The sequence below is a fragment of the Buttiauxella sp. AC038 genome (genome assembly GCF_979253565.1).
The window spans coordinates 1157063-1172033 of record NZ_CEEDCQ010000001.1 but is presented as its reverse complement, the minus strand read 5'-3'; the positions used below and the strand labels follow the sequence as shown (position 1 = coordinate 1172033).

The 14971-nt window shown below is 49.2% G+C and carries 16 protein-coding genes, 1 pseudogene and 1 other annotated feature; of the genes and pseudogenes, 8 read left to right on the top strand and 9 right to left on the bottom strand.

Annotated features, from left to right (window positions below; all coding sequences use genetic code 11):
• The first annotated feature begins 18 nt into the window (after nt 1-18).
• Nucleotides 19-146, top strand: a sequence feature (Phe leader region).
• Both pheL and pheA read left to right on the top strand, forming a co-directional pair.
• Complete coding sequence (pheL, locus tag AC0IXI_RS05535) at nt 20-67, top strand: pheA operon leader peptide PheL (protein WP_193216298.1); 48 nt, start codon at nt 20-22, stop codon at nt 65-67. Its footprint overlaps the feature before it by 48 nt.
• 21 nt (nt 147-167) lie before the next feature.
• On the top strand, nt 168-1328 hold the full coding sequence (pheA, locus tag AC0IXI_RS05530; RefSeq protein ID WP_471682042.1) for a bifunctional chorismate mutase/prephenate dehydratase: 1161 nt from the start codon (nt 168-170) through the stop codon (nt 1326-1328).
• 32 nt (nt 1329-1360) lie between these two features.
• Here the strand turns inward: pheA and AC0IXI_RS05525 are convergent, their stop codons facing one another.
• The 3 genes from AC0IXI_RS05525 to aroF all read right to left on the bottom strand — a co-directional run bounded on the left by AC0IXI_RS05525 (nt 1361) and on the right by aroF (nt 4513).
• Entirely contained in the window at nt 1361-2233 is an 873-nt protein-coding gene (locus AC0IXI_RS05525) for an SMP-30/gluconolactonase/LRE family protein (protein ID WP_064513194.1), read from the bottom strand.
• A gap of 76 nt (nt 2234-2309) precedes the next feature.
• Nucleotides 2310-3431, bottom strand: coding sequence for a bifunctional chorismate mutase/prephenate dehydrogenase (gene tyrA / locus AC0IXI_RS05520; RefSeq protein ID WP_115627551.1), 1122 nt, complete (start codon nt 3429-3431; stop codon nt 2310-2312).
• Nucleotides 3432-3442: 11 nt separating this feature from the next.
• Nucleotides 3443-4513, bottom strand: a complete 1071-nt coding sequence (gene aroF, locus AC0IXI_RS05515; protein ID WP_064513198.1) for a 3-deoxy-7-phosphoheptulonate synthase AroF — start codon at nt 4511-4513, stop codon at nt 3443-3445.
• A gap of 253 nt (nt 4514-4766) precedes the next feature.
• On the opposite strand from aroF, the gene AC0IXI_RS05510 reads away from it, so the two are divergent.
• Nucleotides 4767-5153: a DUF2799 domain-containing protein gene (locus AC0IXI_RS05510; protein WP_083962909.1), complete on the top strand. Its 387-nt coding sequence runs from the start codon at nt 4767-4769 to the stop codon at nt 5151-5153.
• A gap of 57 nt (nt 5154-5210) precedes the next feature.
• Here AC0IXI_RS05510 and rplS read toward each other — a convergent pair whose 3' ends face one another.
• From rplS to ffh, 5 genes and pseudogenes are all read right to left on the bottom strand, one after another.
• Nucleotides 5211-5561: a 50S ribosomal protein L19 gene (gene rplS / locus AC0IXI_RS05505; RefSeq protein WP_064513203.1), complete on the bottom strand. Its 351-nt coding sequence runs from the start codon at nt 5559-5561 to the stop codon at nt 5211-5213.
• Nucleotides 5562-5601: 40 nt separating this feature from the next.
• Nucleotides 5602-6370 (bottom strand): annotated as a pseudogene (gene trmD / locus AC0IXI_RS05500) (tRNA (guanosine(37)-N1)-methyltransferase TrmD).
• A 45-nt stretch (nt 6371-6415) separates the two neighbouring features.
• Nucleotides 6416-6964: a ribosome maturation factor RimM gene (gene rimM, locus AC0IXI_RS05495; RefSeq protein WP_064513207.1), complete on the bottom strand. Its 549-nt coding sequence runs from the start codon at nt 6962-6964 to the stop codon at nt 6416-6418.
• 18 nt (nt 6965-6982) lie between these two features.
• Nucleotides 6983-7231 (bottom strand): 30S ribosomal protein S16, encoded by a 249-nt coding sequence (gene rpsP / locus AC0IXI_RS05490; RefSeq protein ID WP_064513208.1) that lies wholly within the window; start codon nt 7229-7231, stop codon nt 6983-6985.
• Between the two features lie 113 nt (nt 7232-7344).
• Entirely contained in the window at nt 7345-8706 is a 1362-nt protein-coding gene (gene ffh, locus AC0IXI_RS05485; protein ID WP_064513209.1) for a signal recognition particle protein, read from the bottom strand.
• A gap of 184 nt (nt 8707-8890) precedes the next feature.
• On the opposite strand from ffh, the gene AC0IXI_RS05480 reads away from it, so the two are divergent.
• Together AC0IXI_RS05480 and AC0IXI_RS05475 are read left to right on the top strand one after the other, a co-directional pair.
• On the top strand, nt 8891-9679 hold the full coding sequence (locus AC0IXI_RS05480) for a cytochrome C assembly family protein (protein ID WP_413499164.1): 789 nt from the start codon (nt 8891-8893) through the stop codon (nt 9677-9679).
• Nucleotides 9680-9705: 26 nt separating this feature from the next.
• Complete coding sequence (locus AC0IXI_RS05475) at nt 9706-10995, top strand: HlyC/CorC family transporter (protein ID WP_064513214.1); 1290 nt, start codon at nt 9706-9708, stop codon at nt 10993-10995.
• Nucleotides 10996-11049: 54 nt separating this feature from the next.
• Here AC0IXI_RS05475 and grpE read toward each other — a convergent pair whose 3' ends face one another.
• Entirely contained in the window at nt 11050-11634 is a 585-nt protein-coding gene (grpE, locus tag AC0IXI_RS05470) for a nucleotide exchange factor GrpE (RefSeq protein ID WP_034459893.1), read from the bottom strand.
• A gap of 129 nt (nt 11635-11763) precedes the next feature.
• Here grpE and nadK point away from each other — a divergent pair, with 129 nt between their 5' ends.
• The 3 genes from nadK (at nt 11764) to bamE (ending at nt 14955) form a co-directional block, all read left to right on the top strand.
• Nucleotides 11764-12642 (top strand): NAD(+) kinase, encoded by an 879-nt coding sequence (gene nadK / locus AC0IXI_RS05465; protein ID WP_064513216.1) that lies wholly within the window; start codon nt 11764-11766, stop codon nt 12640-12642.
• Nucleotides 12643-12728: 86 nt separating this feature from the next.
• Nucleotides 12729-14390 carry a DNA repair protein RecN gene (gene recN, locus AC0IXI_RS05460; RefSeq protein WP_134184224.1) on the top strand — a complete coding sequence of 554 codons (1662 nt, stop codon included), beginning with the start codon at nt 12729-12731 and terminating at the stop codon, nt 14388-14390.
• A gap of 223 nt (nt 14391-14613) precedes the next feature.
• The gene (gene bamE, locus AC0IXI_RS05455) at nt 14614-14955 is read left to right on the top strand and encodes an outer membrane protein assembly factor BamE (RefSeq protein WP_034457332.1); all 342 of its coding nucleotides are present in this window, start codon (nt 14614-14616) and stop codon (nt 14953-14955) included.
• Nucleotides 14956-14971 lie beyond the last annotated feature (16 nt).

The window sequence follows — 14971 nt, the reverse complement described above, 5'->3', positions numbered from 1 at the left end:
GACTTATCAGGAACCAACCATGAAACTATTTCCGTTTTTCTTCGCATTCTTTTTTACCTTCCCCTGAATGGGAGGCAATTCGTCGTGTGATAAAGAATGCGAAGACGAACAAACAAGCCTCCCGAAACACGGGAGGCTTTTTTTATGGAATTCGAAAAGGTAGCGATATGAGTGAGACAAACCCATTGCTGGCACTGCGCGATAAAATTAGCGCCCTGGATGTAAAACTGCTGGCATTGCTGGCGGAGCGTCGCTTATTAGCTGTAGAAGTAGGCAAAGCTAAACTTGCCACTCACCGCCCGGTGCGCGATATAGACCGCGAGCGAGATTTACTGGAGCGCCTGATTGCACTGGGTAAAACCCATAATCTGGATGCTCATTACATAACCCGCCTGTTCCAGCTCATTATTGAAGACTCCGTCCTGACCCAGCAAACGTTATTGCAGCAGCACCTTAACAAAACGAATCCACAATCAGCACGAATTGCGTTCCTCGGCCCAAAAGGTTCTTACTCTCACCTTGCTGCTCGCCAGTATGCCGCCCGACACTTTGAACAATTTATTGAAAGCGGCTGTGCAAAGTTTCACGATATCTTTAATCAAGTCGAAACTGGTCAAGCAGATTACGCAGTCGTGCCGCTAGAGAACACCAGTTCTGGCGCAATCAACGATGTCTATGATTTGTTGCAGCACACCAGTTTATCCATCGTTGCCGAGATGACTGTGCCTATCGATCACTGCGTGTTGGTTAAAGGTACTACTGATTTAGACACTATCCACACTGTGTATAGCCATCCACAGCCTTTCCAGCAATGTAGCCAGTTCATCAATCGCTACCCAAACTGGAAAATTGAATATTGTGAGAGTACTTCTGCAGCGATGGAGAAGGTGACTCAGGCGAACTCACCTCATGTCGCGGCATTAGGTAGCGAAGCAGGTGGCGCGCTGTATGGCTTACAAGTTCTGGAACGTAACCTGGCAAATCAGACGCAAAACATTACACGTTTCATCGTCCTGGCTCGCAAAGCTGTTGAAGTGACTGACCAGGTTCCAGCGAAAACTACCCTGCTGATGGCAACAGGCCAGCAAGCCGGTGCGCTGGTAGAAGCACTTCTGGTTCTGCGTAATCACAATTTGATTATGACAAAACTGGAATCTCGCCCGATTAACGGTAACCCGTGGGAAGAGATGTTTTATCTGGATGTTCAGGCAAATCTGAACGATGAAGCAATGCATAAAGCCCTTCGCGAACTGGGCGAAATCACCCGCTCGATGAAAGTACTTGGCTGTTATCCAAGTGAGAACGTGGTACCTGTCGATCCGATGTAATACTGGCAGTAAGCCAGCGTTATGCTGGCTTACTAAATCTGTTTAAATTTAAGTTTTGGCAGCCCTGCTACTGCGACTTCAAGCGTAAAAATCGCGCCAGAAAGCGGCCTTTCCGCGACTTCAGTATCATCCATATTTTCTCGCGTGGTCGTGATGAACAATGTTTTCATATCATCGCCACCAAAACAGACCATCGTAGGGCAACGTACTGGCAACTCATACTCTTCCAGTACATCTCCCGTTGGCGACAAGCGTGCAATACGGTAGCCATCAAATAGCGCGGTCCAGTAATAACCCTCTTCGTCAATTGCGGCGCCGTCAGGAATCCCCTGCCCCAGCTCAAAATGTTTAAACACTTCACGCTTGCCTGGTTCACCTTGTTTATCTAGCGGAGTTCTGTAGATCACACGGTTCGGTGTGTCCGATGTGAACATCCATTTTTTGTCGGCACTAAACGCCAGACCATTGGCACCATGAATATCATGCTGAATAACATGCGGAGTCAGATCGTTATCCACACGGCACAACAATGCCCCGTTGTAATCTCCCGGTCCCCAAAATGTTCCGGCATAAAAGCGTCCATCTCTATCCGTTCCACCATCATTAAAACGAGCTAATGCAGGGTTATTGGGGTTGTCACACACTTTACGAGTGATAAGCCCTGTGCGGTTGGTCAGATAAATTCCGCTGCGCAGCGCGACAATAAAGCCGCCCGTTTCACATAATGCAAAACATCCAACTTCTTCGGAAAACTGAATCACATCGTGTTTTTTACTTTCAATGTTGTAGCGATGCATTTCGTTTTCGAGAATATCCGTCCAGTAGAGGCAGTTTTCCTCAGCACTCCAGGTTGGGCATTCAGGTAAGTGACCGATGTAATCGAACAGAACTTGCGGCTGAGCCATTTTTCTATCCTTAATTGCCAATAAAAAAAGCCATTAGGTTTCCCTGATGGCTTTAGATTATAAGACTATTTTGCGATTACGGTCGGCTATCATTTGCCTGGCGTAATAAAGTACGGCTTTCGCTCTGGAAGCGCTGCGCGTAATCACCAAACCAGTGTTCAACCTTACGGAAGCTGTCGATGAACGCTTGCTTATCACCATGCTCCAGCAGGCCAATCGCCTCACCAAAACGTTTGTAGTAACGTTTGATCAGGTCCAGATTGCTTTCGGAAGACATAATAATGTCAGCATAAAGCTGCGGGTCCTGAGCGAATAAGCGCCCGACCATAGCCAGTTCCAGGCGATAAATCGGTGATGAAAGCGCTAGTAACTGCTCGAGCTGAACATTCTCTTCTGCCAGATGCAAGCCGTATGCAAAGGTTGCAAAGTGGCGCAGCGCCTGAATAAACGCCATGTTCTGATCGTGTTCAACTGCCGTGGAGCGATGTAAACGCGCGCCCCAAACTTGAATCTGTTCCAGGAACCACTGGTAAGCTTCTGGCTGGCGACCGTCACAATACACTACAACTTGCTTTGCCAGGCTGCCGCTATCCGGCCCAAACATTGGGTGCAAACCCAGAACAGGGCCCTGGTGCGCAGCCAGCATAGCCTGTAGAGGGCCATTTTTAACCGATGCCAGATCAACCAAAATACAGTCATCAGGCAAGCGTGGTAACTGAGCGATAACTTGTTCAGTGATATGAATCGGGACGCTGACAATCACCATGCCCGCATCAGCCATCAACTCTGGTGCTTTAGCCCAGTCTTCTTTTTCAAGGATTCGAACCTGGTAACCGGAAAGTGTGAGCATCTTTTCAAACAAGCGCCCCATTTGCCCACCACCACCGACGATAACAACCGGCCGCAAAGCAGGAAATAGCGTTTTAAAGCCTTTGTCATTCTCGCTTGAGTAAGACTCTCGCATTACGCGGCGCAGTACGTCTTCAATCAGATCAGGTGGAACACCTAACGCTTCCGCTTCTTTGCGGCGTGAAGCCAGCATTGCCGCTTCACGCTCTGGGACATAAATCGGTAAACCGTACTGGCTTTTGACTTCGCCAACTTCCGCTACCAGTTCAAGGCGGCGTGCCAGTAGCCCCAGCAACGCCTTATCCACTTCGTCAATTTGATCGCGCAGCGCGGTCAATTCAGCCACCATAGTAAAACCTCTTATGCCTGACGCGCCGCAAGCGTACCGTTCAGATCCTGATGAATCTCGCGCAGTAAAGTCTCAGTGGTTTCCCAGTCAATACAAGCATCTGTTACAGAAACACCGTACTTCATCTCACTGCGTGGTTGCTCTGAAGATTGATTACCCTCGTGGATATTACTTTCAATCATCAGGCCAATAATCGAACGGTTGCCATCTTTAATTTGAGCGACAGCTGATTCAGCCACGCCCGGTTGGCGGCGGTAGTCTTTGTTTGAGTTGCCATGGCTGCAATCTATCATCAAGGCTGGGCGGAGTCCTGCCTGTTCCATCTCTTTTTCACACTGCGCGACATCTGCCGGGCTGTAATTCGGTGCTTTACCGCCACGTAAAATCACGTGGCCATCAGGGTTACCCTGAGTTTGCAGTAAGCAAACCTGGCCTGCCTGGTTAATACCGACAAAACGGTGTGGCATAGATGCAGCGCGCATTGCGTTAATTGCTGTGCCGAGGCTGCCATCAGTACCATTTTTGAAGCCAACCGGCATTGAAAGGCCAGAAGCCATTTCACGGTGAGTCTGGGACTCAGTAGTACGCGCACCGATTGCCGACCAGCTGAACAGATCGCCTAAGTATTGTGGGCTATTTGGATCAAGCGCTTCGGTTGCCAGTGGCAGACCCATGCTCACCAACTCTACGAGCAATTGACGAGCAATTTTCAAACCGCCTTCGACATCAAACGAACCATCCATGTGCGGATCGTTAATCAGCCCTTTCCAGCCCACAGTAGTACGTGGCTTTTCAAAATAGACGCGCATCACGAGGTACAGACTATCGCTAACTTGTTCAGACAACGTTTTAAAACGACGAGCATATTCAATCGCGGTTTCTGGGTCGTGGATCGAGCAAGGTCCACACACCACCAACAGACGAGGATCACGGCCCGCGATAATGTTGGAAATCGTCTGACGGGACTGTTCAATCTGCGCTTCTTGGGCGGCAGTCAGCGGGAATTCCGCTTTCAGTTGATCCGGAGTGATAAGTATTTGTTCGTCAGAAATATGAACGTTGTTCAGCGCGTCTTTTTGCATGATGGCGATCCTGTTAGCTCGTTTGCGATAGTCGTTTCCTCAGTGAGGATGCGACTACATTACCAGCTTTAGTAAAGATTGCAATCCATATTACGTAAACAATTCGTTACAACACTAAAATAATTGCCGCTTAAAGCACGTAAATCAACAATGTGTGTAAACATATTTATACAAACATACTTAAACACGCTTCTTTTTCGCGTAAACATGCATTCAATGAAATAGCCTCTATGCTCAAAGAATACTCTTTGAAATGGATATTCCCACCATGCGTTACATCGCCTTAATTCCGATCTTATTCCTGTCGGCCTGTTATGTTGATCCTTACACACATGCTCCCACCCCTGAGCCTACCGACTGGTATCAAGCCGGCTGGGACGATGCAATGTCCGGACAACCCATCAGAAGCAATCTGGTTATTTCACATATGCATAATGATGAGAATGTGGACCGTCAGGAATGGTTGAAGGGATATGCAGAAGGACAACAGAGAATTTGCGATCCGAAGTTCTTACTCATCCTGGGGCAAAGCGGAAAGTCATTTCCTGGCAGTTGTGAGAGCTTACCAGATGTTGCTGAGCGCCGAGCCCAATGGGAGAAAGGAAGCAATGAAGAGTTTCAGCGCTCATTTTTGCGCTAGACAAAAAAAGGGCTGCCAGATGGCAGCCCTTGATATGGATGTCGCGCTAGCGAAATCTTACTTAGTCAGACGCTCTTTAATACGAGCAGACTTACCAGTACGCTCACGCAGGTAGTACAGTTTAGCTTTACGAACGGCACCACGACGTTTAACAGCAATGCTGTCGATTACTGGGGAGTGAGTCTGGAATACACGCTCAACACCTTCGCCGTTGGAAATTTTACGAACAGTGAATGCAGAGTGCAGACCGCGGTTACGGATAGCGATAACCACGCCCTCAAATGCCTGCAGACGTTTTTTAGAACCTTCAACGACCCATACTTTCACTTCCACGGAATCACCCGGACGGAATGAAGGTACATCCTGTTTCATCTGTTCTTGTTCAATTTGCTTAATAATGTTGCTCATAATTTTGTCTCTTATCCTGGGTAAACTGATAATCGGGGGCTTACGCCATCCCATCATGTTTATGTTGCTGTATTTGCGTGTTCCCGTTGGAACTCCGCCAGCAACCTTGCTTGCTCTTCAGTCAGAGCCAGGTTTTCCAGAAGTTCAGGTCTTCTAAGCCAGGTACGGCCCAGCGACTGTTTCAGGCGCCACCGGCGAATCTGAGCATGGTTTCCCGACAGTAAAACTGGCGGAACCTCCATGCCTTCTAACACTTCAGGACGGGTATAGTGCGGGCAGTCCAACAATCCATCGACAAACGAATCTTCGATTGCTGATGACTGATGCCCCAAGACTCCCGGAATAAACCGAGAAACTGAGTCAATCAGTACCATTGCTGGTAATTCACCACCACTGAGAACGTAATCGCCGATTGACCATTCTTCATCAATTTCGGTTTGGATTACGCGCTCATCTATCCCTTCGTAACGACCACAAACCAGAATTAACTTCTCATTTGTTGCCAGTTCACTGACGCCTTCTTGATCAAGCTTGCGTCCCTGAGGTGACAGATAGATAACTTTAGCACCTTCCCCTGCCGCTGCTTTCGCTGCGTGGATGGCTTCCCGCAAAGGATTTACCATCATGAGCATACCCGGTCCGCCGCCGTAAGGACGATCGTCCACGGTACGGTGCCGGTCATAAGTGAAGTCACGTGGACTCCAGCTCTGGATGCTCAGCAGGCCATTTTTTACAGCCCGGCCAGTTACCCCGAAGTCGGTAATTGCGCGGAACATCTCTGGAAACAGGCTAACTACACCAATAAACACAAGCCAATCCCCATTACGCCGACTTTTACCGTTAATCCGGAGGTTTTAAAAACCAGGATCCCAATCTACTTCAATCGTTTGAGTAGCGAGATCGACTTTCTTGATAACCTGCCCATCGAGGAACGGAACCAGCCGCTCCTTGATACCGAACGCATCTTTCAGGTTTGCCTTAATGACGAGAACGTCATTTGAGCCGGTTTCCATCATGTCGATGACTTTACCGAGCTGATATCCTTCAGTAGTGACAACCTGGCAACCCATAAGGTCTTTCCAGTAGTAGTCACCCTCTTCGAGATGAGGCAATTGCGTTGAATCGACGACAATTTCGCAATTGGTCAGAAGATTCGCTGCATCCCGATCGTCAATACCTTTCAGCTTGATGACCAGATCCTGATTGTGGTGCTTCCAGCTTTCCAGCTGTACTTGCTGCCACTGACCCGCCTTCTGGATAAACCAGGGCTGATAGTCAAAAATGCTATCGGCGTCTTCGGTGGAGGAAAACACTCTGAGCCAACCACGAATCCCATAGCAGGAACCCATCTTGCCCAACACGATTGGGTTAACAGGAGCCTTTACAGCGAGTTGATTGCTCATCATGACCACCGTGACAGATTAAGCTGCTTTTTTTGCTGCTTTGATCAGCGCAGATACGCGATCAGAAACGGTTGCGCCTAAGCCAACCCAATGCTCGATACGATCCAGATCCAGGCGAGTTGCCTCGTCTTTTTCACCAGCGATAGGGTTGAAGAAACCAACGCGCTCGATGAAGCGACCGTTACGTGCATTACGGCTGTCAGTAACAACAACCTGGTAGAACGGACGCTTTTTAGCGCCGTGACGTGCTAAACGAATAGTTACCATAACATCCTCTTTAGTGAATAAAACATCGGGCCCCATCGAGGGATGGAGCCCGGTGTCATATTAAAAGCCCGAAAATTTTACTCATTTCGGCGCAAAATGCAATCTAAATGAGCTTAACGACCTGGGAAACCTGGTGGCATCATACCTTTCATGCCGCGCATCATTTTCGCCATTCCGCCTTTCTTCATCTTTTTCATCATGCGTTGCATGTCGTCGAACTGCTTGAGCAGACGGTTGACATCTTGCACCTGCATACCCGCACCCATCGCGATACGACGTTTACGTGAACCTTTGATAATCTCTGGCTGCGCACGCTCTTTGAGCGTCATGGAATTAATAATGGCTTCCATACGTACCAGGACTTTGTCATCCATTTGCGACTTAACGTTATCCGGCAATTGCCCCATTCCTGGCAATTTGCTCATCATACTCGCCATGCCGCCCATGTTTTTCATCTGCTTGAGCTGGTCAAGGAAATCGTTGAGATCAAACCCATCGCCCTTCTTCAGCTTGCTGGCTAATTTCTCAGCCTGAGCACGGTCAACTTTGCTCTCAATATCTTCGATAAGCGACAGAACATCGCCCATCCCCAGAATACGAGAGGCAATACGATCCGGGTGGAAAGGCTCCAGCGCTTCTGTTTTTTCGCCCACACCGAGGAATTTAATCGGCTTGCCGGTGATATGACGGATAGACAGCGCCGCACCGCCACGCGCATCACCGTCGACTTTCGTCAGTACGACGCCGGTCAGTGGCAATGCTTCGTTAAAGGCTTTAGCTGTATTTGCCGCATCCTGGCCGGTCATGGCATCGACAACAAACAGGGTTTCAACTGGGTTAATCGCAGCATGAACCTGTTTGATTTCGTCCATCATCGCTTCATCAACGTGCAAACGACCGGCGGTATCCACCAGCAGCACATCAAAGAATTTCAGCTTCGCTTCTTTCAGCGCCGCATTAACGATATCAACAGGCTTTTGGCCGACATCGGACGGGAAGAAATCGACACCGACTTGTTCAGCCAGCGTTTCCAACTGTTTGATCGCCGCAGGGCGATAAACGTCTGCAGAAACCACCAGCACTTTCTTTTTGTGCTTCTCGCGCAGGAACTTACCTAATTTCGCGACGCTTGTGGTTTTACCCGCACCTTGCAAACCCGCCATCAGCACAACGGCTGGCGGCTGTGCTGCAAGATTCAGGCTCGCATTCTCTTCGCCCATCGCTGCAACCAGTTCGGTGCGAACGATTTTGACGAACTCCTGACCCGGGGTCAGGCTCTTGTTAACTTCATGGCCAACCGCTTTTTCTTTTACACGGCTGATAAAGTCACGCACCACTGGCAGCGCAACGTCAGCTTCCAGCAATGCCATGCGCACTTCGCGCAGAGTTTCTTTTACATTCTCTTCAGTCAGCCGCCCGCGGCCGCTGATATTGCGCAATGAGCGCGACAGACGGTCAGTTAAATTATCAAACATTGTCTTTTGCCTAACGTGGTAACTTAGGGCCGCAGCTTGCGACACAAAACAGAATTTGGCGGATTATAACATGAAGCCGCCTTTGGTGTGATGCAACGGTTGATTCAACGGTTAGAGTTGGAGCAGGCGGCAGGTAACGTTATACTGCTTTTTTTCATCTCTGGCTAATTGACCGACACTTTATATGCCTGTTTTCGCAATCCTTGCGCTTGTAGCCTATTCCAGCAGCCTCGCGCTGATTATCCCCGCCCTGCTGACAAAAAACAGCGGATGGCGCCGTTTTGCCATTATATCAGCCGTTATTGCGCTGGTAAGCCACGGTCTGGCGCTTGAAGCGCGCATTTTTAACGCCGATGGAGGTCAGAACCTCAGCTTGCTTAACGTCGGCTCGCTTGTCAGTCTGATGATTTGTACCGTTATGACAATTGTGGCATCGCGCAATCGCGGGTGGTTGCTGTTACCGATTGTTTACGCTTTTGCCTTAATCAATCTGGCGTTTGCCACCTTTATGCCTAACGAATTCATCACTCACCTGGAAGCGACGCCAGGAATGATGGTGCATATTGGCCTGTCGCTCTTTGCCTACGCTACTCTGATTATTGCTGCGCTTTACGCACTGCAGCTGGCCTGGATTGATTATCAGCTCAAAAATAAAAAACTCGCTTTCCGTACTGAAATGCCGCCGTTGATGAGCATTGAGCGCAAAATGTTTCACATCACTCAAGTCGGTGTTGTTCTGCTGACGTTAACCCTTTGCACCGGCCTATTTTATCTGAAAAATCTTTTCAGCCTGGAAAACGTCGACAAAGCGGTATTGTCGATTCTCGCATGGTTTGTCTACATCGTTTTACTTTGGGGACACTATCATGAAGGTTGGAGAGGCCGCCGTGTGGTCTGGTTTAACGTCGCTGGTGCTGCAATTCTGACACTCGCCTATTTTGGTAGCCGCGTCCTGCAACAATTTGTCGGCTAATGTTGTCTTTTTAAAGGAACATCCTTTTGGAACAGATCTCAACGACTACGTTGATTGTCACATTGATCATCATGGTAGTCGTTTCAGCGTACTTCTCGGGCTCTGAAACCGGCATGATGACGCTTAACCGTTATAAGTTGCGTCATCTTGCCAAGCAAGGTAACCGCGCCGCTAAACGGGTGGAAAAACTGCTTCGCAAACCAGACCGCCTGATTAGCCTGGTACTCATTGGTAATAATCTGGTCAATATTCTGGCCTCAGCCATCGGCACCATCGTCGGCATGCGTTTATACGGCGATGCTGGTGTTGCTATCGCAACCGGTATCCTCACCTTCGTGGTTCTGGTCTTTGCTGAGGTACTGCCAAAAACTATCGCCGCGCTGTATCCAGAAAAAGTCGCCTTCCCGAGCAGCTTCCTGCTCGGCCCGCTGCAAATCCTGATGATGCCCCTGGTGTGGCTACTGAACATCATCACGCGTATGTTGATGCGCCTTATGGGTATCAAAAACGTCAGCACCGTCAGTAGCGCGCTAAACAAAGACGAATTACGTACCCTGGTGCATGAGTCCCATTCAAAAATATCTCGCCGCAACCAGGACATGCTGCTTTCCGTGCTCGATCTGGAAAAAATCAGTGTCGACGACATCATGGTGCCGCGTAATGAAATCGTCGGGATTGATATTAACGACGACTGGAAATCTATTGTTCGCCAGCTGACACACTCCCCGCACGGGCGCATCGTGCTTTACCGCGATACGCTGGATGATGCAATCAGCATGCTGCGCGTGCGTGAAGCCTACCGTTTAATGACGGAAAAGCAGGAGTTCACTAAAGAAACGCTGCTGCGCGCCTCAGATGAAATTTATTTCGTTCCTGAAGGCACGCCACTGAGCGTTCAACTGGTGAAATTCCAGCGCAACAAGAAGAAAGTGGGCCTGGTCGTCGACGAATACGGTGATATTCAGGGGCTGGTGACGGTTGAGGATATTCTTGAAGAGATTGTCGGTGATTTCACCACGTCAATGTCGCCTACACTTGCCGAAGAAGTTACGCCACAAAACGATGGTTCCGTCATTATCGAAGGCAGCGCAAACGTCCGTGAAATCAACAAAGCCTTTAACTGGACGCTGCCGGAAGATGAAGCCCGGACGGTTAACGGCATGATCCTTGAAGAGCTACAAGAGATTCCGGCCATCGAAACACGGGTGCGGTTAAGCCACTACGACATTGATATTCTTGATGTTCAGGACAACATGATTAAACAAGTTCGAGTGACCCCGGTGACGCCACTGCGACAAAGTGTTGAACAGAAATAGAAACAAAAAAGCCAGCCTCGAAGGCTGGCTTTTTATTTAAAGCAATTGGGCGAATTACGCTTTTGCTTTAGCAACCGAAACCATTGCTGCACGCAGTGTGCGACCATTCAGGGTGTAACCCTTCTGCATCACCATCAGTACATGGTTTGGTGCTACATCTTCAGATTCAACCATCGCAATTGCCTGATGCACATCCGGGTTGAACGGCACGTTAGTTTCGCCAACCACATCCACACCAAATTTGCGCACCACATCCAGCATCGATTTCTGAGTTAATTCGATGCCTTCAATCATGGCGGCCAAATCAGTGTTGGACTTATCAGCCACTTCCAGAGCACGGTCAAGGCTGTCGATAACAGGCAGCAGTTCGTTGACGAATTTGTCTAAAGCGAACTTGTGCGCCTTTTCAATATCGAGTTCGGTGCGGCGACGGAGGTTTTCCATTTCCGCTTTGTTGCGTAACGCCAGGTCACGCTCGCGCTGCTGAACTTCTTCCAGTTGTGCTGTTAAATCGGCAATTTGTTCATCGCGCGGATCAACCACTTCGGCACCCTCTACGGCCTCGACTTCTTCGTGGCTTTCCATTGCAATTTCGTCCGAGACTTGCTCGTCTGGTGTTTTCTGATCTTTACTACTCATGAATTTCTCCGCGTTTTTAGCATTCATCTCGCTGGTTCGCTTATTATGGGGATCAGTTTCCTGGATTCAAGGGAACGTGACATATTGTCATAAATGACTGCATCTCTGCGTATAAGGACCATCGGCATAATGAACAAACATTTCAACTGCATTGGTATTGTCGGGCACCCTCGTCACCCCACAGCCCTCACCACGCATGAAATGCTGTATCGCTGGCTATGCACCAAGGGCTACGATGTCATTGTTGAGTCGCAAATTGCCCAGGAACTTAACCTCAAAAACGTTAAAACCGGCACATTGGCAGAAATTGGTCAGCAGGCCGATCTCGCCGTTGTGGTTGGTGGTGATGGCAATATGCTTGGCGCAGCCCGCGTTCTTGCTCGCTATGATATCAAAGTCATCGGCATTAACCGTGGCAACCTGGGTTTTCTTACTGACCTTGACCCGGATAACGCACAACAGCAACTGGCCGATGTCCTCGAAGGGCATTACATCGCAGAACGCCGCTTTTTGTTGGAAGCCCAGGTTTGCCAGCAAGATACCCCGACCCGCCTGAGTACTGCGATTAACGAAGTGGTGCTTCACCCGGGTAAAGTGGCCCATATGATTGAATTCGAAGTTTATATCGATGAAGTCTTCGCGTTCTCACAGCGTTCCGACGGGTTAATTATCTCGACGCCAACCGGTTCTACAGCCTATTCGCTCTCTGCTGGCGGGCCAATTCTGACCCCATCGCTTGATGCCATTACGCTTGTGCCAATGTTCCCGCACACGCTTTCTGCCCGCCCGCTGGTTATCAACAGCAGCAGCACTATCCGCCTGCGGTTCTCGCACATGCGTAGCGACCTGGAAATCAGCTGTGACAGCCAGATTGCCCTACCGATTCAGGAAGGTGAAGATGTGCTAATTCGCCGTTGCGATTACCATCTCAATCTTATCCATCCAAAAGATTACAGTTATTTCAACACATTGAGTTCAAAACTGGGCTGGTCAAAAAAATTGTTCTAAAAAGTGGCCCCGGCCCTTTACTGTATATAAAACCAGTTTATACTGTATGAAAACACAGTCATGTCTTTTCATACAGGAAAGCTATTATGCTGGCACAACTCACCATCAGTAACTTCGCAATCGTTCGTGAACTGGAAATTGATTTTCACCACGGTATGACCGCCATTACCGGTGAGACGGGTGCTGGCAAATCTATCGCGATTGATGCCCTGGGGTTGTGTCTAGGCGGACGCGCTGAAGCAGACATGGTGCGCCGTGGTGCCAGCCGTGCCGACCTCTGCGCTCGTTTCTCCCTGAAAGATACCCCTGCAGCCCTGCGTTGGCTGGAAGAAAACCAGCTTGATGATGGGCGCGAGTGCTTATTGCGCCGTGTTATCAGCAGTGATGGTCGTTCACGCGGCTTTATTAACGGCACTGCCGTTCCCCTTTCGCAACTGCGTGACCTCGGCCAGATGCTGATTCAAATTCACGGTCAGCATGCGCACCAACTTTTGTTGAAACCTGAGCATCAAAAAAACCTGCTCGATGGTTATGCCGGGGAAACAGCCCTCTTGCAGCAAATGGCAGAACGCTACCGCGAGTGGCATCAAAGCTGCCGAACTCTTGCACAGTATCAGCAACTTGCTCAGGAACGTGCATCACGTACTGAACTGCTGAATTACCAGCTAAAAGAACTCAATGAGTTCTCACCTGTCGCAGGTGAATTCGAACAAATCGATGAAGAGTACAAACGGCTGGCAAACAGCGGGCAACTGATTTCCACCAGCCAACAAGCGCTGGCGATCCTTGCCGATGGTGAAGATAACAATCTGCAAAGCCAACTGTATACCGTGCGCCATCTGATGGAAGAATTAGCCGGAATGGACTCAAAACTATCTGGTGTATTGAATATGCTTGAAGAGGCGAACATTCAGATTTCAGAAGCCAGCGATGAGTTACGCCACTACTGTGACCGCCTGGATCTGGACCCAAACCGTTTGTATGAGCTGGAGCAACGCATCTCCAGGCAAATCTCGCTGGCACGCAAACACCACATTGCACCGGAAGAATTGCCGGCTTTCCACCAGCAAGTCCTGGAAGAGTTGCAACAGCTCGACGAGCAGGCCAGCTCTCAGGACGAACTGATGCAAGCAGTGACTCTCCATCATCAGCAAGCACTGAGTATCGCGCATGAATTGCATCAACGCCGTGCACATTACGCTGCCGAGCTTTGCGAATTGATTACCGAAAGCATGCATTCGCTATCAATGCCACACGGCAAACTGGCTATCGACGTAGATTTTAACGAAAATCACCTAACCGCCGAAGGTGCAGACCGCATTGATTTCCGTGTAACGACTAACCCTGGCCAGCCATTACAACCACTGGCAAAAGTGGCTTCCGGAGGTGAGCTTTCACGCATTGCTCTGGCCATTCAGGTTATCACAGCGCGTAAAATGGAAACTCCGGCCTTAATCTTCGATGAAGTCGATGTCGGAATCAGCGGCCCAACCGCCGCAGTGGTAGGCAAATTACTCCGCCAGTTGGGCGCGTCCACGCAAGTCATGTGTGTAACCCACCTGCCACAGGTTGCCGGTTGTGGGCATCATCACTTCTTTGTCAGCAAAGAAACAGATGGTGAAATGACGGAAACCCATATGCAGCCGTTGGATAAACGCTCACGCCTGCAAGAGCTGGCTCGTTTGCTCGGTGGCAGCGAAGTCACACGCAATACACTTGCCAACGCAAAAGAGTTACTGGCAGCTTAACGGCTATTGTCGATACACATTATGCAGTGCACGATATTCATCGTTCAAAAAACAAGCATTCCGCTAGCATATTGTTAATTGAGCATGTTTTAAGCCAACTTTTTTGCCGAACCAGGGTCAGAGTTAAGCGCCTTAATGTTTTAAACTGCGTAAAGGTTTATTATCATCGGCATATTATGAATGAGCCATGTGCTGCTCGGGCCCGAAAAGGAATCAAATCACTATGCGCTGTAAAACGCTGACTGCTGCCGCAGCGGTTCTTCTTATGCTGACCGCAGGCTGTTCCACTCTGGAGCGAGTGGTTTACCGCCCCGACATTAACCAGGGGAACTACCTGACACAGAATGATGTGTCAAAGATTCGGACTGGCATGACTCAACAACAAGTTGCGTATGCTCTGGGTACACCAATGATGACCGATCCATTCGGTACAAGTACCTGGTTCTATGTTTTCCGCCAGCAACCGGGACATGAAAATGTCACTCAGCAAACGCTGACGCTAACCTTCAACAGCAGCGGTGTGTTGACCAACATCGACAACAAGCCAAAGCTGGAAAAAGAATAACCAATAAAAAAGGTGC